The sequence below is a fragment of the Candidatus Binatus sp. genome, assembly GCF_036567905.1.
Classification (GTDB): Bacteria; Desulfobacterota; Binatia; order Binatales; family Binataceae; genus Binatus.
The window spans coordinates 73,035-94,165 of record NZ_DATCTO010000035.1; the positions used below are offsets into that span (position 1 = coordinate 73,035).

The window sequence follows — 21,131 nt, forward strand, 5'->3', positions numbered from 1 at the left end:
GCGGTCGGATTGGATATGGGTGGCACCAATATCCGGTGCGCAGCCGTGTCTGCCAGCGGCGGCGATGTGATTCTGATGGAACATGGGCCGTCGCATGCGTCGCGCCAGGCCGCAGCCGTCGCCGAAAATATCGCCGCGCAACTAACTCATCTGCTGGACACCGCGCGCCGGCGCGGACTTGGATCGCCGCGAGCGATCGGAGTCGCGGTGCCGGGACCGCTAAACGTGCACTCGGGAACCGTAATGCAGGCGCCGCACGTCGCCGCATGGCACGGATACCCGCTGCGGCGCAAGCTCGAAGCGCTGATCGGCCGCCACGTGATCGTCGAGAACGACGCCAACGCGTGGGCGCTCGGCGAGTACTGGCGCGGCGCGCGGGCGGCGCGACGTCGTGCTGCTGACGCTCGGCACCGGAGTCGGCGGCGGACTGATCGTCGGCGGCAAACTGGTTCACGGACGAAGCGGGATGGCGGGCGAATTGGGGCATGTCACGGTCGATCCGGACGGTCCGCGATGCGACTGCGGAGCGAACGGATGCCTGGAGTCATACGCATCGGCGTCGGGGCTGCGCGGCCTGGTCGAACAGCGGCTGGGACAGTCGCCGGGTGCGCCGTTGCCGGCGCAAATCGTTGATTCGGAGGGAAATTTCTCGGTGCGCGGACTGTCGGCCCAGGCTCGCCGCGGCGACGCAATCGCGCTCGAGGCGTTCGCCACGGCGGGCTATCACCTCGGAATCGCGATTGCGTCTTTTCTAAATATCTTCAATCCCGAGCTGGTCGTGATCGGGGGTGGCGTCGCCGGCGCGCTGTCATACATGCGCAAAGCGATGATGACGCAGGTGCATGAGCGGGCCTTCACGGCGATCGCATCGCAGGCGAAGATCGTGCGTGCGGCGCTGGGTCCGCGAGGCGGTGTGGTGGGGGCTGCCTACGCGGCGCTGCATCCACCGGCGCGCTCGTAGCATGTTTGCCACATCCTAGACCCTCGCCGGAATCTGATGGATACTGGAATGGGTTGGCAGGCAAAGGGTGCATTATGAGCGCGCGACGGTTCAGCTCAACTTTATCCGGACTGGCCCTCGCGGCGACGTTAATCGTTGTCGGCGGCGGACTTGCGTTCGCTCAATCCGATTTCAACGAGAGTACGATTCCGCCCTCTGCGCCGCCCTCGCGAGTCGTGCGTCCACCGAGCGAGGCCGAACCGTCTGAGGCTCGCGACACGGAACAGCCCGCGGATCAGCCGGCGCCAAGACCCATCGCCAAGCCGGATCATCCCGCGAACATCATCCCTTACACGGTTCGCCCCGGCGATTCGATCGGCGCAATTGCGCAGATGTTCGGGATCACCGCCGATGAGCTCGCCCACGCCAACCGGATTCATCCTGACGACGAACTGCAGGTGGACGAGGTGTTGAAGGTTCCGCATCCTTTCACCACCGAGGTTAATACGCTCAAGGGACAGGTCGAGGCGCTGAGCGCACAGCAGCAAACGGCGGAGCAGAAGGCCGATTCGGCGCAGGAGCAGGTCAAATCGCTCCAGGCGCAAGTCCAGGAACTGACCGGCGACAATCAGGACTTGCAACTTGGCAACAAGTTGCTGCCGTGGTGGCGTGCAACCGCCGTCAGCCTGGGATTCTTTGCGCTGCTCATGCTCGGTGCGATATTGCTGACGCTGTTCGAATGGTGGCGGATGCGGCGCCGGTTTGTGGCGCTGGCCGCGATGACCGACGCACTCAGCCGGCTCGACTATAAGTACAAAGCGATGTTCGCGAAGGCGGAGTTGCGCTTGCAGCAGCTCTACGGCCGGCGCCGCGGCGGAATTACCGAAGGGCAGCCGCGGCCCAAGATGCCCGAGGAAATCGAAATCGAACGGCTCAACGAGGAACTCAAGCAGATTCTCGAGCTGCACCTGCAGCGCTTGGGTGCGCGATTGCCCGGGGCGCCGCGCCGCAAGGGATGGCGCGAGATGTTCGGTGGCGGCGATGTCAGCTCGACGGTTGAAGCCCGCTCGTATCGCCGCTAGGCTTGCATTTCGTCGATTGTGAAGCCCGGGCTTGCCGTCGGTTGGAATATCGGGGAGAATTTCATCATGAAGAAACTCGCGCTCATGGCTTTGTTGGCAACCGTGATGGTCGCGCCATTTGGAATTTCCTCCGCGACCGGCACGCGTGCGTCGGATACGCCCGAATGTTGCCAAAAGAAGGAGTCATGCTGCCCGAGCGCGTCGTGTTGCACCGGCGGCAGCCACGGCATGGGAGCGCATTGCGCGCTTCACGCCGCCGCGCGTTGATCACTTGATCATTTTCGGGTTTTTCAGGGGTTAACCATGAATCGACTGGCGAATTTCGGTTTCGGTCTTGGACTCGTTTTCGTTGTTGCGATTGGACCGGCTGGCGTGGTGCTGGCGGCCGACGGCAGCGCGATATCGGTCACCGGCAATCTCGAAGACGCGTACTGCTACACCACGATGGGCGCGAAGGGCGCGGGCCACAAGGCGTGCGCGATCAAATGCGTATCCAAGGGAGTTCCGGTGATACTTATCGAAAAAGGAACCGAGAAATCCTACATCGTGTTGCCGAACAAGGAAGGGTCGCCGCTTCCCGAAAGCGTTATCAAGCACATGGAAGACCAGGTGACGGTGACGGGCAAGGAATACAACAAGAACGGCACGGAATACATTGTCGTCGAGTCAGTGAAGTAGCCGCGGGCAAACCTCGTCGTGTTGGAGCGCATTCTGCCGGGCGCATCGCACCTGCAGAATATCCATCCCCTCCTGGTGCATTTTCCGATCGCGTTTCTCTATGGCGCGGCGCTCCTTTATTTCCTCGCGTCGATTAGCGCGAGCGATGGGCTTAAGTGGGCGGCGCTCTGGATGCTGATGCTGGGCGCGCTTGGCGCGGCGGCGGCGGTTGCCAGCGGTCTCTATGCGGCTCCCGGCCTGATGGTCTCGGTATCGGTCCGCCACGAACTGCTGCGCAATCATAAGCATCTGATGGTCGCGGCGTCGGCGGTGACGGGCGTGCTGACGGTGTGGGCGCTCGCGACGCGGCCGATGCCGGCGCGGGGACGGTACCTGTTTCTCGCCGGCCTGATCGCAGTCATGGGGTTGATAGCGGCGGGCGCGGACATCGGCGGCGAGATGGTTTACGGCTACAACGCGGGCGGCTCGGCCTGTCCGCAGCCGATCGAGTTCGGTAAGTAGAAGAGTTTCGCGCCAAGTCTGCGCGAGTCTTCAAAAAGACGCCACTGCAAGCCCCTGCATCCTGCCGCTCAGGAGCCGGTCCCCGAGAGCCTGACGTTATGCGAGGCGCTCGGATCGCTGCCGACGTTCACCGTCATGCTGGCTCTCCTTGACGATCCGCCGCCCGTGGGTTTAAACGTCACCGCTATCGTGCACGATGAATTTGCTGCCGCCGTTGCCCCGCACGTGCCGCCTGTTACTGCGAAGTCGCCCGCGTTCGTCCCGTTGAAACTCTCGCTCACGGGCAGCGGTAATTTCGACAGGTTGGTGACCGTCACCGTCCTGGTCTTCGGCGATGTCCTGGCCGTCAACCTGCCATATGCAAGCGTGATCGGCGTGACCGTCGCCGGGATCGTCGGGCCGGTGCTGAGCGCAACCGTGTAAGGACTGAGCGGATCGGGACTGTCAGCGACCGACAGCGTCGCCGATTCCGTCCCCAGAGCGCCGGGCGTGAAGGTCACGGTGATCGTGCAAACCGCGTTGGCGGGAAGCTTCGCCGTGCAGGTGCCGCCGGTAATCGAGAAGTCGGTGGCGTTGGTCCCGCCAAAGTTTTCGCTCAGCGTCACCGGCTGGGTCTGATGATTGGTCAAGCTGAAGGACTTCGCCGCCTTGGCGCCGAACTTCATGCTGCCGAATACCAAGCTGGTCGTCGAGGTCGTCAGATCGACAATGCCGGTGCCGCTGAGCGCCACGTGCTGTGGGCTACTGGCGGTGTTGTCGTTGACTGTCAGCGTTGCGCTGTGCGTGCCGGTTGCGCTTGGCGTGAATGCGACCCCGAGCGTGCACGACTTCTTGGGCGCGACCGTCACGGGAATCGCACCGCATGTCCCTGTGCCGCTTAGGGCATATTCAGCCGGGTCGGACGATGTCGCGCCTGAGATGATCAGCGGGTTGGTCTTGCCGGTGTTGGCAACCTTCAGATTCTTCGTGACCGCCTGGCCAACAGCAACGTTGCCGAATGCGAGCGAAGCAGTCACCGTCATGGAGGTAGTCGGCGTCGCCGTCGGCGTGGCTGTCGCCGTCCGTGTTGCCGTCACTGTTGGCGTCGCGGTCGCGGTGGCCGTGGCAGTCGAGGTTGCAGTCGCGGTCTGAGTGGCCGTCACTGTTGGCGTTACGGTTTGCGTCGCAGTCTTAGTCGGTGTTGCTGTCGCGGTGGCCGTGGCAGTCGAGGTTGCGGTCGGTGTTACTGTTGGCGTTGCGGTTGCAGTCGCGGTCTGAGTAGCCGTCACTGTAGGCGTTGCTGTTTGCGTCGCAGTGACGGTAGCTGTCGCCGTGCGCGTCGAGGTCGCCGTTGCGGTTGCAGTCGCGGTCTGAGTGGCCGTCACTGTTGGCGTTGCGGTTTGCGTCGCAGTGCCGGTCGGCGAGGCCGTGGCCGTGACGGTCGGCGAGGCCGTGGCAGTTGCGGTCTGAGTAGCCGTCACTGTAGGCGTTGCTGTTTGCGTCGCGGTGGCGGTAGCTGTCGCGGTGTGCGTCGAGGTCGCCGTGGCGGTCGGCGTGGCTGTCGGGGTTGGGGTGACTGCCGGCGATCCAAATGCCATCACCAGGTTATTCGCATTGACGGTGCCGATCCCGGTCGCAAAGTCCCAGCCGGCCCCGGCCGCATAGGCAGCCTGAAGCGCGGAATTGGAAGTTGATAGGCCTCCGTATTTGCCCGACGGCGTGTAGCAGTTATGGGTGCCCGTGCAATCGACATCCATGTCGCCGAGCGTGACGTCATAAAAGATGCACGATGGATTGACGGCGTTCCCCAAGCTCGAATTGCAGGCCGAATTGCCGCTGGCGCCGTACTCTGCCGCAGCGAGCGAATAGTAAGTTGGATTGGGGTTTCCCTGGCGGCTGCCGGTACGCTGATTGATGAGCGCCTGAACTCCCGCCATTATCGGCGCGGAAACTGACGTTCCACCGTATCCGGCCCAGGTATCAGGAGCTCCCGAGCACGACACGCCGCCATTGCTCGTATCTGAATAGCAGACTACGTAGTAGTGTCCCCACAATCCGTTGGCGGCGAACAGTGAGACGTCGGGAATGTCTCTCACTCCATCGGCGGGATTGCCAAAAATCGATTGCCACGGGGGCTTGCTATAACCGGCGCAGCTTCCGCTCACGACACCGCTGGTGGATGGCGTTCCCGCAGCGCAGCCGCTCGGTCCTCCGCTTCCCGACACTGTCGTTAGAAATGACTTTCCCGGCGTGCTGTTGCAGAATCCAAGGGTTCCGAACGGCGAGGGATAGCCTTCAAACGAGGAGAGCAATTCACCGGCGCACGAGTCATTCCAGGGAATTTCCGGAACATAGGACAGCGCCGATCCATCTGTAGAACTGTTCGTCGATCCCCAATAGCTACTTACCGTACCCGCGTAAGTGTCGCCGAAATCGGTGCCGCCCACCGACACGTTGTACGGCGTCGAGGTGAATCCGCTCACTGCTATGCCGTGTGTCGCCACCGATGCGCCCGCGTCAGCGCTTGCCGCGCCCTCATCGCCCGACGACACGAATACGGAGACGCTCTCGGCCACCGCCTGCCTATAGAGGGAATTGATGTAGGCGTTGGTGGTTGCGCCCAGCTGCGCCTCGGCCTCTCCGTAGCTGATGCTCACAATCGCAGGCGGGGTGCCGGATTCGCTGAGCAGATTAGCCAGCGCGATGAATCCGCCGAAGTTTGTGCTCGTGTCCGCGCACGATGCCAGCTCAATCGCCGCGTTGGGCGCCGCCGCGCTGGCCCACTCCACATCGATTGCCGCTTCGCCATCATCGCCGTTGACTCCCGGATTAGTGCAGGTGCCTCCGGTGCCCGCCGGATGAACCTGCGTCAGGGAGCCGAAGGTAAATGCGCTAAGGCCCAGCACGCTGCGGAACGTCGTCCAGTCTGTGGTAGTGAAAAGATTGGTGTCCTCGACCGTTACGATCGTCTGTCCCTTGCCTGTATATCCCGCGGCGAATAGCGGATTGAAGTCATAGATGGTGGCAAGGTCAGCGGGCACCACCAGATGATCACCGCTGCCGGTCGTGTAGTCCGCGCGCCGCTGATACATCGGGTGCGGCCGGAAATCATTGAGCGATACCACTCCCGCCAGCGCCGGCGAGAGCGCGGCCGGTATGCCGGGATCGCTCATATTGGCGAAATGGCTTTGGCCGTTTACCGACAGCGAATGAATCTCGGTGTGGAAGGCGTCGCGTATCGATCCCGCAGTCCCCGAAAAATCGATCAGCATTGCGCTCGGATAAATGTAATTCACTCGGAACCCGTGCGCTCGAAGCCATCCGGCGATCGTGTCGATGTCCCGCGGGGTTGCGCCGAAACGCTGTCCAAACTCATCCGCGGTCAGCCAACGGTGGTAGTTTGGCGAATTTGGATCTTCGAGCTCGCCGAGCAATTGCTCCAGTGCGCGCTCCCGTTGTGGCGAGGGCCGCAGCAGAACGATCAGATGGTCAAGCGGAAAATCGTCGGGCACGCGCCCGCGATCATTGGCGGCCGTCGCCTCGGGACGGATATTGCCCGGGATCGAGATAACGTCATTGTCGTTAACCGGGTCCGTAATCTGAGCTGGCGCGGACGTTGCGCCGGAAAGCGCCCGCACTGAGATCGGGATGATGCCCACAGCCAACCCACCGATCGCCAGGGTGATCGCGAAGACCCATATCCGCTTGCTCATAGACTCAATCCGCCGCATCAATGCTTGCAAGGACTGCGCCATTTTGTAATACGCAGCATATAACCACGCGACCTGTACGAACGAGTTGTTTTAGGTAGCAAAACGGCACGCTGGTGTCGATTCGCTCGATCGACTACAAGCACGATGTTGGGGCAGTTTCGTGATACTCGGTAATGCGAGGCATCGAAGGTGGACCCTCCTCGCGACGACCGCTCGCAACCATTTCAAAGGCTCACGCGCTGGCTCGCGCCGAACCGATCCACCGCGCTGCGCCAATATCGCTCGCGCGCCCGCATCTACGATCTCGAGCTCGCATTGTTCGAGCCCGTGCGGCAACGCGTCATCAATCTGCTCCGTCTGAAAAATGGCAACCGGGTTTTGGATGTCGGCTGCGGCACCGGGCTGAGTTTTACGGCGCTGGAAGGCCTGGTCGGCCCCGAAGGCTCGATCGTCGGAATCGAGCAGAGCCCTGAGATGCTCGGGCGGGCGCGCACGCGGGCGGCTGAGAACGGCTGGAAGAACGTCGCGCTGGTCTCGGCCTCGGTCGAGGAAGCCGCTATACCGCTGGCGGCCGACGCGGCGTTGTTTCATTTCACGCACGACATAATGCGCACGCCCAACGCGCTCGCCAACGTATGCCGCCATCTCAAGCCGGGCGGGCGGATCGTCGCGGCCGGACTCAAGTGGGCGCCTATCCTGGCGATGCCGCTGAATCTCTTGGTGTGGAACGCCGCGATGCGATCGACGAGCACGCGCGAGGGCCTCGCGCGTCCCTGGAGCCATCTCGAGCCGCTGGTGTCGGAGCTCGAGGTGGAGCAGCTGCTCGGCGGCACCGTCTATATCGCCAGCGGCGTCGTCGCTGGACGAAGATAGGGCCAGGTCAGCAATGGATTGGACGATTACAATAACCAGTCGAGGTGTGCCGTGAAGATCGATCCCGTGACGCGCGAGTTAGTGCGATGGCTAAGCTGGATGCATTTGCGTTTCTACCGGATGTGGGGTGGCGCAACTCCGCTCAATCGCAATACGTTGATCCTGACGACTCGCGGCCGGAAAACCGGCCGGGAAATCTCTAAGCCGCTCTTTTACTACCAACAAGACGAACGCGTTTACATCGTTGCGTCGTACGGCGGAAATGACCAGCCGCCCGCATGGTACCTGAATCTGGTGGCGAATCCCGAAGTAAAGGTGGAGATTGGCTCGTCGCGCGGCACTTACCGGGCACGGACGCTTACGGCAGAGGAAAAGAAAGAGACCTGGCCCAAGCTCGTCGCCATCTACCCGACCTACAACGACTACCAGCAAAAGACCTCGCGCGATATTCCGCTCGTGGAACTCGTGCCGGCGTGATGAGATGGCGCGCTAGTGTCGATTTGCTCGATGGGTCAAGCAGGACGTTGGAGCGCTTACGCGGCCATTTCTACTCGGTGCATGACGCTCCTTCAGGTAGGCGCGTAGTCACCTCCACACTCACTGTCTCTGTAGCCCCTTCTTTGCCGCACGTAACGTTTAGCGTATAAGAAAAGCACGGGTCTGGCAGCAGTTCCAGGTGAGTATGGACCTTTTTTCCTGTGCCTGTGACGGGCTCCGGACTGAAATCCGCGAACGGGGGCTGGCAAGGCTCACCGAGTGTGGTCGCACAGTCTACTGAATTAACTTGGATGCTCAGCGTACCATCCTCAGATCGGTCGATCTCATGGAAGTACAACTCGACCTTACGCATGCAGTTTACATCGCAACTCCCCAAAGCTCTTCGGAAGGGTTTCAAAACCAACGGAGTGACCCTGATTTCGCCATCGGTACTCGGTAACACAGCGAAATTTCCTGACCAGGCAGACACTCCGGAGGTCAGCATGAAGGACCAGAAGAAGAGAAGTGCCTTCAGTGAACGCTTCATTACTATCGCCCTTCCGTACGATTCATGACGATCTGGACCCCACACCGCGCAGCCACTCCACCCGATCTCGCTAGTTCGTAGTAGCCTGAGCTATAGGCACGATCCTAATCAGAGTCGGATCGTTTAGATCCTGGACCGGGGCGTACCCAGCGGCCATGAGCTGCGCCTCAAAGGCCCAGCACCAATCAGGGCCTTGGAGCTCCTGTTGCGGGAGGTTGAACTTGAATGTGGTTGGGACTGAAGGGTCCACGACCGCGCTTTTGCCATACAATTGCGCGCATTCGGTTGCGGACGAGCTAATGTTAAGATCCGTCTGGGGTGGTGGCGGAGCGGGACCCCAGGAGCAATTTGGATCAGAGAAATCGTATCTTGGTCCAGGCGTAAGGCAGACTCCAAGATACGGCGGATGGTAGGCTTCCGCGAACGGATCGGCAGCAGGTGCGATGCCTCCCGTGAAGGGATCTGGCGCGGCAGAAGGACTCGCGACGGGGGCAGGTGATCCTTGAGCGAATGCTAACTGGACTGCATGGCCCAAAACATGAACCACAACGCAAAGACCAATAGCTTCATTAGCAGTCGCTCCTTCTCCCTTGAGCCTTGTATCGACATCATGCTGTTCAGGCCCGCGCTCTAAGGAAATATCTCGGCTATGTAACCAGTCTGAGGGGTACTACCCCCTAAATAAAGCATATCAGAAACCCAAAATACGCCGCCGTAGTGCCACGCTCTCGAGTAGTCACCCCACCTGCCATCTGGGATGGTACCGGCGGTACTCGGCAGCTGCAACTGGAGAATCGAAGCGGCACCGTCCGTGCTTGTATCTGTGGGATCCGAAGGGGGCGAGGCGTCGAAGGTGGACCCTCCTCGCGACGACCGCTCGCAACCATTTCAAAGGCTCACGCGCTGGCTCGCGCCGAACCGATCCAGCGCGCGCGGGCGAGGTAAGTCCCTCACGACCCCTTCTCACAGGGCGAAGCCCGGATCTTTTCTTCTCCTTGCTATGGTGCAGGGGCTGGCCCCTGCCCAGGGAGGCGCGGAACCCACGGTGGGTTTCGCTAGAATTAAGTTCTTCTCCTTCCTCCCGCTGCGCGCCGCCCGCGCAGGCGCCGCAAGCAGGATGCTGCGGCGCGTTCGTGATGCCCGGTAAAGCTTGGCCGGAATTTTCTGATACTATGGCTATATGGCGTCGCGAGAGATTGAATCAGTGAATCCCGAGCACCCGGCTCACGACGCCGCGATGTCATGAGACATGCACTTGCTCTCGCCGCGCTTTTTGCTGCGACCGCCGCGTTCGGCTGCGGCACTCAGCAACCGGAACAATCGCAATCGCAACCGGCAAGCGCGTCCCTATCGGATTCGCAACTTGTAATCGCGCCCAAGGTCACCGACCAGCCGGCGCATCCGTTGCCATTCAAGGGCCGGTTGATCGCCGGGGACCCGGCTGAACTTCCACCCGCGGTGGCGATGTCCCTGTCGAACACTTCACCCGTGACGTTCACCTATCGCGAGGAATTGACGCACGACGACTATCACGTCCCGCTGATTGTTTCCGCGCTGGATCCCGCCAACCTGGTCGGTGCTCCACTCGGCGATATCGGGACGACCGCGTTTGCGTCTTTGTCGATCAGCGCCGGCGACACAATACTCGGCGACTACACCGCCAAGGAGCACGTCTCGAAATCGTACAGCATGTACTCGCAGCCCACCCACAAGCAGGTGGACGACGCTGCGCGCGCCGCGGTCAGGAATAGGATCGATCAAAAGCTCTACAGCGATGAGGCCAGGTTGGCGGATGCGGTCGCCAGCGCCGGCAAATCTCCAACTGCTGCCGTTGGCCGATGAATCGCCGGCTGCTGGTACTTTTGCTCGGCGTCGTCGCCACTGTCGGATTCGGATGCGCCGTGCAGGGACAACCGTTTGAAAAAATCACGTCAGCCCCCGGCAACGCGGTGATTTACGTGTACCGGCCTTACAGCTACGGGTCGTCGGCGCTTCGCCCCGCGGTTACATGCGGTGAGGACACGGCGCGGATCGGTCCGGGCGGCTATCATGCGTTCATCGTTCCCGCCGGAGCGAAGATCGTTTGCAGCATTCAGACCGACGCCGGCACCGACGAGGTCGAATTCCAAACCGAGCGGCGGTCCTACTACATAAGAGAGGAACTTGGATGGGGCCTCCTGACTGCCACGCCGCATCTCAATCCTGTCGACACTGATGCGGCGCAGACCGAGATCCAGAGCTGCGTGCTAGAGCCTCAGATCGGGAGCGCGAAATAATGACGATCGAAGACGGCGTCACAGCGGTCCGCGCGAGTCATCGTTTCGACCAAGCCCGTCTCGAACACTATCTGAGCGGGCGGGTGCCAAACTTTCGCGGTCCGCTTGCGGTTCGACAGTTCGTCGGCGGGCAATCCAATCCCACATACCTGCTTGAAACCCTGGACGCGCGTTTCGTCATGCGCAAGAAACCGCCGGGAACCCTGCTCCAGTCTGCCCATCAGGTCGAGCGCGAATTTCGAATCATCAAGGCGCTGGCGGCAACCGAGGTGCCGGTCCCGGGCGCGCACCTGCTGTGCGAGGACGCCGGCGTCATCGGCACCGCATTCTTTGTGATGGACTTTGTCGAGGGGCGCGTCATGCGCGATCCGATGATGCCCGAGTCGAGCGCGCACGAGCGCGCGGCGTGCTACGACTCGATGAACGACGTGCTCGCGCGGTTGCACAAGGTTGACTTTCGCGCGGTGGGACTTGGCGACTACGGCCGGCCGGATGCGTACGTCGCACGCCAGGTTGCGCGCTGGTCCAAGCAGTACGAAGCCTCGAAAATCGGCGAGATCCCGGAGATGAACCGCCTGATCGAATGGCTTGGGCGGCGTATCCCCCCGGCTGACGAGACGACGATCGCGCACGGCGACTATCGCATGGAGAACATCGTCTTCCATCCGGTCGAGCCGCGCGTGGTCGCGGTGCTGGACTGGGAACTCTCGACGCTCGGGCATCCGCTGGGCGACCTGGCGTGGGCCTTGCGTCCTTACCATTGCCCGCCCGGCATCGACGGCGTGTTGAGTTTTCAAGGCATGGATCTGAGCGCGGCTGGAATTCCGAGCGAGGAAGAATTTGTCGCCGCATACTGCCGGCGCGTTGGCCGGGTCAGCGTCCCCGACCTGATGTTCTTTGTGGCGTTCTCGTTTTTTCGTGCCGCCGCCATGGCACAGGGAATTGCGATGCGCGCGAAACTTGGCAACGCAAGCGGCGCCAATGCGGCGGAGCGTGGATCGAGGGCGAGGCTGATGGCCGAGATTGGATGGGACGTAGCGCAAACTTGCGCGATCGACACAACGAAATCGTGAGCAAGGCGTCGGACATCGCGGAAATTATAAAACTCGATGCGGTCGCGCTTTCGAGCGCGATCAAGTCGAAGCGGGTCTCTTGCGTCGAGGTGATGAACGCGTATCTCGATCAGGTCGATCGCCTGAACCCGCGCGTCAACGCGATCGTTTCGCTTTTGCCGCGGCAGGATCTGCTCGACCAGGCCAGAATTCGCGACGCGCAACTGGCTCGCGGCGAGCACCTTGGCTGGATGCACGGCTTTCCGCATGCGATCAAGGATCTCGAGCCGACCAGGGGCATCCGCACCACGATGGGCTCGCCGCTGCTCAAGAATTTTGTTCCGCCTGCGGACTCAATCCTGGTCGAGCGAATCAGGCTTGCGGGCGGGATCATTATCGGAAAAACAAACGTCCCGGAGTTTGGATTGGGATCGCAAACCTACAATCCCGTCTTTGGCACTACGCTCAACGCCTACGATCAATCGAAGACGTGTGGCGGTAGCAGCGGCGGCGCTGCCGTCGCGCTCGCGCTCAGGATGGTGCCAGTCGCGGACGGCAGCGATAACGGCGGCTCGCTCCGAAATCCCGCCGCGTTCAACAACGTGTTCGGATTGCGAACTTCGTTTGGCCGGGTTCCATCGCCGTTCAACGAGGTCTTTATGCCGTCGATTTCGGTGCACGGCCCTATGGCGCGGACGGTGCCGGACCTCGCGATGTTTCTGTCGGTGATCGGCGGATACGACGCGCGCACGCCGCTTTCGATTCGCCAGCACCCGGCTGAGTTTGCGGGGCCGCTCGGGCGCGACTTCGAAGGGACGCGTATCGGATGGGTCGGAGACTTTGGCGGACACATCCCGTTCGAATCAGGCGTGCTCGATCTCTGCAAAGGCGCGCTCAAGGTGTTCGAGGCGCTCGGATGCACGGTGGAACCCGCGACACCCGACTATCCGCTGGAGCCGGTGTGGAATAGCTGGCGCAAGATTCGGGCGTGGCAGATTGCAGCGATGCTCAACGGGGCCTATGCCGATCCTGCCAGGCGCGCGCTGATGAAACCCGAACTGCAGTGGGAGGTCGAAAACGGCCTCGAGGCCGGCGCGTTGGAAATCGCGGACGCGCTCACGGTGCGCACGGCGTGGTATCAAGCGGTGCGCGGATTCTTCGAGAAGTATGATTTCATGATCGCGCCCGCCGGCCAGGTCTTTCCGTTTGACGCGGCGCTACATTGGCCCCAAGAGGTCGGCGGCGCATCCATGGATACTTACCATCGCTGGATGGAAGTGATGATTCCGATCTCGATGTCGGGCTGCCCGGCGCTCGGCGCACCGGCCGGCTTCAACGAACGCGGGTTGCCGATGGGCATTCAGATTGTGGGCCCGAACCACGCCGAGCTGGCCTGCATGCAACTGGCGCATGCGTACGATCAGGCGGCCAACTGGGTGAAAAAGCGACCGCCGCCATTACTAAGTAGCTAACGAAGTGGCTATCAGGTCTGAATCGCCACATGAATCATGCGCGCGAGTCGGCCGGCGCCGTTGTTGGGCGCCCCAGCGCCCGCCTCCACAGTTTCGACCATCCAGCGCTGAGCCGATCCATATACAGATAGATCACCGGCGTCGTGTAGAGCGTCAGCACCTGGCTCACCAGCAGTCCGCCAACGATCGCGATGCCAAGCGGGCGGCGCATCTCGGAGCCGGTGCCGGTGCCCAGCGCGAGCGGTAGCCCGCCGAGCAGCGCCGCCGCCGTGGTCATCATGATCGGGCGAAAACGCAGCACGCACGCTTCGTAGATCGCGTCGTGCGGCGACTTGCCTTCGCCGCGTTGAGCCTCGAGCGCGAAGTCGATCATCATGATCGCGTTTTTCTTGACGATACCTATCAGCAGGATGATTCCGATCAGCGCAATCACGCTCAGATCGATGTGGAACAGGAGCAGCGCGAGCATCGCGCCGACGCCGGCCGAGGGCAGCGTCGAGAGAATCGTGATCGGATGGATGTAACTTTCGTAGAGAATGCCGAGCACGATGTACACGGCGAAGAGTGCGAAGAAGATGAGGAAGCCTTCGTTCTTGAGCGAATCCTGGAACGCCTGTGCGGTCCCCTGGAATGTTCCGCGAATGCCGGCGGGCAGGTGAATCTGCGCCTCGGCTCGCGTGATCGCGTCAACCGCATCGCCCAGAGCGACTCCCGGCGCGAGATTGAACGAGATCGTCACGGAAGGAAACTGACCCTGGTGGTTAACCGCGAGTGCGGTCATTTCGGGCGCGAAGTGCGTGAAGGTGCCGAGCTTGACCAGCTGCCCCGTGTTGGAGCGCACGTAGATCAGGTCAAGCGACTCGGGGTTCTGCCAGAACTGCGGCGCGACCTCCATCACGACATGGTACTGGTTCAGCGGCGTGTACATCGTGGAGACTTGCCGCTGCCCGAACGCGTCGTAGAGCGTATCGTCGATCGCCTGTTGCGAGAGTCCCAGGCGCGAAGCAGTGTCACGATCGACTACGACGTTGGCCTCGAGGCCGCTATTCTGCTGATCGCTGCTGACGTCGGTGAGAATGTGAACGGTGCGCAATTTCTTGAGCACCTTCGGCGCCCATTGGTTGAGCTCATTGAGGTCGTCGCTCTGCAGCGTGAACTGATATTGCGCGTTGCTGCCTCTGCCGCCGATGCGCAGATCCTGTGTGGCCTGCAGATAGAGATTGACGCCGGGGACGTGGGAGACCTCCTTGCGGATGCGGCCGATAACCAGATCGGCGCTGATTCTCCGCTCGCTCAAGGGCTTGAGGCCAATGTACAAGTTCGCGGTATTGGTTGCGCCACTGCCGCCGGTGAATGCGATCGCGTTGTCCACGGCCGGGTCTTTATCGATGGTTGCGACCAGTTCGGTAAGCCGATCGTGCATCGCCTGGAATGAAGTGTCCTGGTCGGCCTGCACCGCGCCCATCAGGCGCCCCGTATCCTGCTGTGGGAAGAATCCCTTGGGCACGACCATGAACAGAAAAATGCTCAGCGCGAGCGTCCCGAGCGCGACCAGCAGGGTAAGCGGCTGATGGTCCAGAACCCGCAACAGGCTGCTTTCGTAATGGTCCAGCATCCCCTTGAAAAAGCGCTCGCTCGCCTGGTACCAGCGGCCATGTTTCTCTTCGCCATGCGGCTTGAGCAACTGCGCGCTCATCATCGGCGTCGTGGTGAGCGAAATGACCAATGAAACGAGAACCGCGGCCGACAAGGTGACCGCGAACTCGCGGAACAGCCGGCCGACGATTCCGGACATCAGCAAAATCGGGATAAAGACCGCGACCAGCGAGATGCTGATCGAGATCACCGTGAAGCCGATGCCCGCGGCGCCCTTGATCGCGGCTTCGAACGGCGCCATCCCCTGTTCGCGGTAGCGGGAAATGTTCTCGATAACGACAATTGCGTCGTCAACGACGAAGCCGGTGCAGATCGTAAGCGCCATCAGCGAGAGGTTGTCGAGGCTGTATCCGAGCAGGTACATCACGCCGAATGTTCCGACCAATGAAAGCGGAACGACCACTCCCGGAATCAACGTGGCGCGCAGATTGCGCAGGAACAGGAACACCACCATGATCACGAGCGCGGTAGAAATGCACAGCGTGAACTCGACGTCGCGCACCGAGGCGCGGATGGTGGTGGTACGGTCCAAGATTACGGAGAGCTTGATTGCGGGCGAGATCGAGGCGCGCAACTGGGGCAACGCAGCGTAAATTCGATCGACGGTATCGATGATGTTCGCGCCGGGCTGGCGGAAAATGATAACGCCGATGACGGGCTTGCCATCGAGCATCCCTGCGGCGCGGACGTTCTCGACTGAATCTCGAACCAATGCGATATCGGAAAGCCGCACCGCGGCGCCATTGGTGTAGCGAACGATCAGCGGCTGGTAGTCCACGGCCTTGAGCAGCTGATCGGTCGTGCTCAGCCCCCAGGTTTGGTTAGCGTCCGCCACTTCGCCCTTGGGCCGGTTCGCATTGGCGGCGGCCAGGACCGTTCGCACATCCTCGAGACCGACGCCGAGGTTGCTCATCTGCGTTGGATTAAGTTCGACCCGGACACCGGGCAGCGCGCTTCCGCCGACCATCACCTGGCCGACGCCGTCTATTTGCGAAAGTTTCTGCTCAAGGATTGAATCAGCCGCGTCGTACATCATTCCCGGGCGTACGGCGTCCGAGGTCAGCCCGAGAATCAGGATCGGCGCATCGGCGGGGTTGACCTTTCGATAGGTCGGCTTGCTCGGCAGAGTCGACGGCAGTTGCCCCGCCGCGGCATTGATCGCGGCCTGCACGTCACGCGCGGCGGCGTCGATATTGCGGTTCAAGTCGAATTGCAAAACGATGATGCTGGCGCCGAGATAGCTGGTCGAAGTCAGTTCCGTCAGACCCGCGATACGGCCGAACTGGCGCTCGAGCGGAGTCGCCACCGACGAAGCCATCGTCTCCGGACTCGCACCGGGCAACGCCGCCGTGACCAGAATCGTTGGGAACTCGACCTGCGGCAACGGCGCAACCGGAAGCAGCCGGAATGCGATCGCACCCCCGAGCGCGAGCGCAATGGTCAGCAGCGTGGTGGCGACCGGCCTGCGGATGAAGGGTTCGGAAATGCTCATGACGCTTGAGCCGGGACGGTCTCAGGAACAACATCTCTTGTCCGCCACTTCGCCACTCGCGTCGCCAAACGGTCGAAGGTCAGGAAAATCACCGGCGTCGTGTAAAGCGTGAGCACCTGGCTCACGAGCAAGCCGCCGACGATTGCGATACCGAGCGGGCGGCGCAACTCGGAGCCGGTGCCGGTTCCCAGCGCGAGCGGCAATGCGCCGAGCAACGCCGCCATCGTGGTCATCATGATGGGCCGGAAGCGCAGCAGGCAGGCCTGGAAGATCGCCTCGCGCGGCGGCTTGCCTTCCTTGCGCTGAGCTTCAAGGGCGAAATCGATCATCATGATTGCGTTCTTCTTCACGATACCTATCAGCAGGATGATGCCGATGAGCGCGATCACGTTTAGATCCTGACCGCAGATCATCAGAGCGAGGATCGCGCCGACGCCGGCCGAAGGCAGGGTCGAGAGAATCGTGACCGGGTGGATGTAACTCTCGTAAAGAACCCCGAGCACGATGTACACGGTGACCAGCGCCGCAAGGATTAGCAGCGGCTCGTTCTTCAACGACGCCCGGAACGCGGCGGCGGTGCCCTGGAACGAAGCCTCGATACTTGCCGGCATCCCGATTTCCTGGCGCGCTTGGTCGATCGCGGAGACCGCGTCGCCCAGCGAGTAGTCCGGGGCCAGATCGAAGGAGATTGTAACCGCGGGAAACTGGCCCTGATGGTTGACGACGAGCGGGGCCGCCCCCGGTTCGAAGTGGGTGAAGGCGCTCAGCGGCACCTCACCGCCCGCGGCTGAGCGAATATAGATATCATCAAGCGCGTGCGGACTGTTTTGAAACTCCGGCGCCACTTCGAGCACCACGTGATACTGATTCAACTGCGTGAAAATCGTCGACACCTGCCGCTGTCCGAAGGCGTCGTACAAGGTGTTGTCGATCAGATTTGGGGTGATACCCAGGCGCGAAGCCGTCAGCCGATCGATGACGATATGCTCCTGCTGGCCGCCGTTCTGCTGGTCGGTGGCGACGTTGCGCAGGGCGGGCAGCGTCTTGAGCTTATCCACGAGTTTGCCGGTCCAGAGACTCAATTCGCCGGCGCTTGGATCTTCGAGACTGTACTGATACTGCGTGCGGCTCACGCGGTCTTCGACCGTCAGATCCTGCACCGGCTGCAAGTACAGCGTCATCCCCGCGACGGTCGCCAACTTCGGCGCCAGGCGGTTGATAACCGTGCTGATATCCACCTGGCGCTGCTCGAGTGGTTTCAGGTTGATCAGTATTCGTCCGCTGTTGACGGTGGTGTTGGTGCCGTCAATTCCGACAAACGACGACAGGCTCTCCACCGCCGGGTCCTGCAAAATGATCCGCGCCAAAGCCTGCTGGCCGCGCACCATCGCGGCGAACGATACATTCTGCGGCGCTTCGGAAACGCCCTGTATAACCCCGGTATCCTCGACCGGAAAGAAGCCCTTGGGCACGACGATGTAGAGCACGATGGTCAGGACCAGGGTGCCGATCGCGATCAGCAGCGTTGCGGTTTCGCGTTCAAGAACCCACTCGAGCGTTCGGCCGTAAAGCGCGATGGTGTCTTTGAATACCTTTTCCGACCTGCGATAGAACCAGGTCTGCTCACGCTCGGGCGTATGCCGCAGCAGCTTCGCGCACATCATCGGCGTCAGCGTCAACGAGACGACCGCGGACATCAGGATCGTCACCGCTAGCGTGACCGCGAACTCACGAAACAAGCGGCCGACGATATCGCCCATGAACAGCAGCGGAATCAGCACCGCGATCAGCGAGATGGTGAGCGAAAGAATGGTGAAGCCGATCTGCTCGGCGCCCTTGAGCGCGGCCTGAAGCGGCGGGTCGCCTTCCTCGATGAAGCGCGAGATGTTTTCGATCATCACGATCGCGTCGTCAACGACGAAGCCGGTCGAAATCGTAAGCGCCATCAGCGACAGGTTGTCGAGGCTGTAGCCGAGCAGGTACATCACGCCGAACGTTCCGATCAGTGAGAGCGGAACCGCGATGCTGGGAATGATCGTCGCCGACAGACTGCGCAGAAACAGGAAGATGACCATGACGACCAGCGCCACCGTCAGCATCAGCTCGAACTGCACGTCCGCCACCGAGGCGCGAATCGTGGTGGTGCGATCGGTCAGGATCTCGACCTTCACCGACGAGGGCAGCGAGGCCTGCAAGCGCGGCATCAGGGCCTTGATGCGGTCCACGACGGCGATGATGTTGGCGCCGGGCTGGCGCTGAACGTTGACGATCACGGCGGGCGTGGTGTCCATCCACGCCGCGGCCTTGACGTTCTCCGCGTCGTCGATCGCGCCGGCGACATCGGAAAGCTTGACCGGTGCGCCGTTATGATAGGCGACGATCAGCGGCAGGTAGTCCTTGGCGGTCAGCAGCTGGTCGTTGGCGCCGATCGTGTAAGCCTGCTGCTTGCCATCGAAGTTGCCCTTGGCCTCGTTGACGTTGGCGCTCGCGATCGCGGCGCGCAGGTCCTCAAGCGTAATTCCATACGACGCGAGCGAGGTCGGATTGGCCTGTATGCGGACCGACGGTTTCTGGCCGCCGCCGATACTGACCAAGCCCACACCGGGCAGCTGCGAGATCTTCTCGGCCAGACGCGTGTCGGCCAGGTCTTCGACTTGCGGGAGCGGCAGTTCCTTCGACGTCAGCGCCAGGGTGAGAATCGGCGCGTCGGCCGGATTGGTCTTGCTGTAAACGGGCGGGTTCGGGAGATCCGCGGGCAGGTAGGTCGCGGCCGCGTTGATTGCCGCCTGTACCTCCTGCTCGGCAACGTCGATATTCAAGTTGAGGTCGAACTGCAGCGTGATGACCGAGCTGCCGAACGAGCTGTTCGAGGTCATCTGGGTAAGCCCGGGCACCTCTCCGAATTGCCGCTCGAGCGGCGCCGTCACCGAAGACGCCATCACGTCCGGACTCGCGCCCGGGTAAAACGTCATAACCTGGATGGTCGGATAGTCCACCTGCGGCAGCGCCGACACGGGCAGCTGCCCGTAGGCGACGAGCCCGGCCAGCATCAGCCCGACCATCAGCAGCGAAGTTGCAACCGGCCGGAGTATGAACGGGCGCGAAAGACTCACGGAGTACTCGCGGGCGGTATAGCCGCCGTCTGCACATTCACGTGCGATCCTTGCTGCAGCTTGTCCACCCCGTCGGTGACGACCATGTCGCCGGACGCAAGACCCTTGCCTATGGCGATCACGTCGCCCTGGGTTGCGGCCACGGTCACGCTGCGCATCTCGACGGTTTGGTCAGGCTTGACGACATACACAAACGAACCTTGCTGGCTGCGCTGGAGACCGGCCGCCGGGATCAGAATCGCATTGTGCAAAGTATTGACGAGCAGCTTCGCGTTGACGAATTGATTTGGAAACAGCGCGTTATCCTGGTTGGGAAAGGACGCCTTGAGCTTGATCGTGCCGGTGGACTGATCGATCTGGTTGTCGGTCGTGAGTAGCGTTCCGGCCGCGAGTTTGTGCTTGAAGTCACGATCGTAAGCCTCGACCGGCAACTGGGGGTCAGCCTTCATCGCGGTCTCGAGGCTTGGCAAATCGTCCTCCGGAATACCGAAATCAACCGCGATCGGCTGCAGCTGCGTGATCACCGCCAGACCGGTCGTGTCGGTGGCATGAATGATGTTGCCTACGTCCACCAACCGCAGCCCGACCCGGCCCGTGATCGGCGAAGTGATGCGGCTGTAAACCAGCTGAAGCTTGGCGTTGTCCACGGCGCCCTTATCGCTCTCGATCGAACCGGCGTACTGTCCGACCGCCGCTTGCTGGTTGTCGAGGTCCTGACGCGCGAGGACCTTTTGATCGTAAAGTTCCTGGTCGCGTGCGAGGAGAACCTTGGCGTTTTCGAGCGACGCCAGATCCTTCGCGAGCGTGCCCTCGGCCTGCTCGAGCTGCACCTGGTACGGACGCGGATCGATCTCAGCCAGCAGATCGCCGGCCTTTACTATTTGCCCCTCGGTAAAGTTTATCTTGTCGAGCGCGCCATCCACCCGGCTTTTGATGGTGACCGTGTTGTAGGCCGTCACCGTGCCGATCGCGGAGATGTACTGGTTCAAATCGCCGAGCTTCGCCGGCGCCGCTGCGACCGGAACAACGGTGTGTGCTGCGCCTGGAGGCGCCTGGGTGGCGGAATCAGAGCGGCTGCGGGCGATAAAAAAGTAAAGGCCAACTACCGCGACGGCCAAAACGACCAGCCACAGACGCCATCGTTGAATAGCTTTGTCGAGCCAACTGCGCACTTCAGCATCCTGTATAAATCGCGAGGCGTTAGGTTTTCCGGTCGCAGGGGCGTCTGAATCCATCATGTTCTCCGTCGCACTCGTCTCCAAGCAGGCAAGGACTGCTGC

14 protein-coding genes and 1 pseudogene are annotated in these 21,131 nt (G+C 61.7%); 10 read left to right on the forward strand and 5 right to left on the reverse strand.

Features of this window, described 5'->3' with window-relative positions; translation table 11 throughout:
* Positions 1 to 15 precede the first annotated feature (15 nt).
* Both VIO10_RS05285 and VIO10_RS05290 read left to right on the forward strand, forming a co-directional pair.
* Positions 16 to 961: pseudogene (locus VIO10_RS05285) on the forward strand (ROK family protein).
* Between the two features lie 74 nt (positions 962 to 1,035).
* A complete protein-coding gene (locus tag VIO10_RS05290) occupies positions 1,036 to 2,022 on the forward strand; it encodes a LysM peptidoglycan-binding domain-containing protein (protein WP_331960441.1) in 987 nt (328 codons plus the stop codon).
* Here the strand turns inward: VIO10_RS05290 and VIO10_RS05295 are convergent.
* Entirely contained in the window at positions 2,019 to 2,252 is a 234-nt protein-coding gene (locus VIO10_RS05295; protein WP_331960444.1) for a hypothetical protein, read from the reverse strand. The two genes, VIO10_RS05290 and VIO10_RS05295, sit on opposite strands and share 4 nt — an antisense overlap.
* A 73-nt stretch (positions 2,253 to 2,325) precedes the next feature.
* On the opposite strand from VIO10_RS05295, the gene VIO10_RS05300 reads away from it, so the two are divergent.
* Both VIO10_RS05300 and VIO10_RS05305 read left to right on the forward strand, forming a co-directional pair.
* Positions 2,326 to 2,700, forward strand: coding sequence for a hypothetical protein (locus VIO10_RS05300; RefSeq protein WP_331960447.1), 375 nt, complete (start codon positions 2,326 to 2,328; stop codon positions 2,698 to 2,700).
* A gap of 18 nt (positions 2,701 to 2,718) precedes the next feature.
* Positions 2,719 to 3,201 (forward strand): DUF2231 domain-containing protein, encoded by a 483-nt coding sequence (locus VIO10_RS05305; protein WP_331960450.1) that lies wholly within the window; start codon positions 2,719 to 2,721, stop codon positions 3,199 to 3,201.
* Between the two features lie 68 nt (positions 3,202 to 3,269).
* Here VIO10_RS05305 and VIO10_RS05310 read toward each other — a convergent pair whose 3' ends face one another.
* Entirely contained in the window at positions 3,270 to 6,893 is a 3,624-nt protein-coding gene (locus tag VIO10_RS05310) for a choice-of-anchor D domain-containing protein (protein ID WP_331960452.1), read from the reverse strand.
* Positions 6,894 to 7,082: 189 nt separating this feature from the next.
* Between VIO10_RS05310 and VIO10_RS05315 the strand changes: the two genes are divergently transcribed.
* From VIO10_RS05315 to VIO10_RS05340, 6 genes are all read left to right on the forward strand, one after another.
* Positions 7,083 to 7,766 carry a class I SAM-dependent methyltransferase gene (locus VIO10_RS05315; protein WP_331960455.1) on the forward strand — a complete coding sequence of 228 codons (684 nt, stop codon included), beginning with the start codon at positions 7,083 to 7,085 and terminating at the stop codon, positions 7,764 to 7,766.
* A 51-nt stretch (positions 7,767 to 7,817) separates the two neighbouring features.
* The gene (locus VIO10_RS05320; protein WP_331960458.1) at positions 7,818 to 8,243 is read left to right on the forward strand and encodes a nitroreductase family deazaflavin-dependent oxidoreductase; all 426 of its coding nucleotides are present in this window, start codon (positions 7,818 to 7,820) and stop codon (positions 8,241 to 8,243) included.
* A 1,789-nt stretch (positions 8,244 to 10,032) separates the two neighbouring features.
* Positions 10,033 to 10,632 (forward strand): hypothetical protein, encoded by a 600-nt coding sequence (locus tag VIO10_RS05325; RefSeq protein WP_331960461.1) that lies wholly within the window; start codon positions 10,033 to 10,035, stop codon positions 10,630 to 10,632.
* The gene (locus VIO10_RS05330) at positions 10,629 to 11,066 is read left to right on the forward strand and encodes a hypothetical protein (protein ID WP_331960464.1); all 438 of its coding nucleotides are present in this window, start codon (positions 10,629 to 10,631) and stop codon (positions 11,064 to 11,066) included. The genes VIO10_RS05325 and VIO10_RS05330 overlap by 4 nt, the downstream gene beginning before the upstream one ends.
* Positions 11,066 to 12,139 carry a phosphotransferase gene (locus VIO10_RS05335; protein WP_331960467.1) on the forward strand — a complete coding sequence of 358 codons (1,074 nt, stop codon included), beginning with the start codon at positions 11,066 to 11,068 and terminating at the stop codon, positions 12,137 to 12,139. The genes VIO10_RS05330 and VIO10_RS05335 overlap by 1 nt, the downstream gene beginning before the upstream one ends.
* On the forward strand, positions 12,094 to 13,590 hold the full coding sequence (locus VIO10_RS05340) for an amidase (RefSeq protein ID WP_349259226.1): 1,497 nt from the start codon (positions 12,094 to 12,096) through the stop codon (positions 13,588 to 13,590). The genes VIO10_RS05335 and VIO10_RS05340 overlap by 46 nt, the downstream gene beginning before the upstream one ends.
* A 34-nt stretch (positions 13,591 to 13,624) precedes the next feature.
* Here the strand turns inward: VIO10_RS05340 and VIO10_RS05345 are convergent, their stop codons facing one another.
* From VIO10_RS05345 to VIO10_RS05355, 3 genes are read right to left on the reverse strand one after another with little or no spacing between them, the layout of a single operon-like run.
* Entirely contained in the window at positions 13,625 to 16,738 is a 3,114-nt protein-coding gene (locus VIO10_RS05345) for a multidrug efflux RND transporter permease subunit (protein ID WP_331960472.1), read from the reverse strand.
* On the reverse strand, positions 16,735 to 19,851 hold the full coding sequence (locus tag VIO10_RS05350; RefSeq protein ID WP_331960474.1) for a multidrug efflux RND transporter permease subunit: 3,117 nt from the start codon (positions 19,849 to 19,851) through the stop codon (positions 16,735 to 16,737). The genes VIO10_RS05345 and VIO10_RS05350 overlap by 4 nt, the downstream gene beginning before the upstream one ends.
* Complete coding sequence (locus VIO10_RS05355; protein WP_331960477.1) at positions 19,848 to 21,023, reverse strand: MdtA/MuxA family multidrug efflux RND transporter periplasmic adaptor subunit; 1,176 nt, start codon at positions 21,021 to 21,023, stop codon at positions 19,848 to 19,850. Before VIO10_RS05355 ends, VIO10_RS05350 begins: the two co-directional genes overlap by 4 nt.
* Between the last annotated feature and the right edge of the window lie 108 nt (positions 21,024 to 21,131).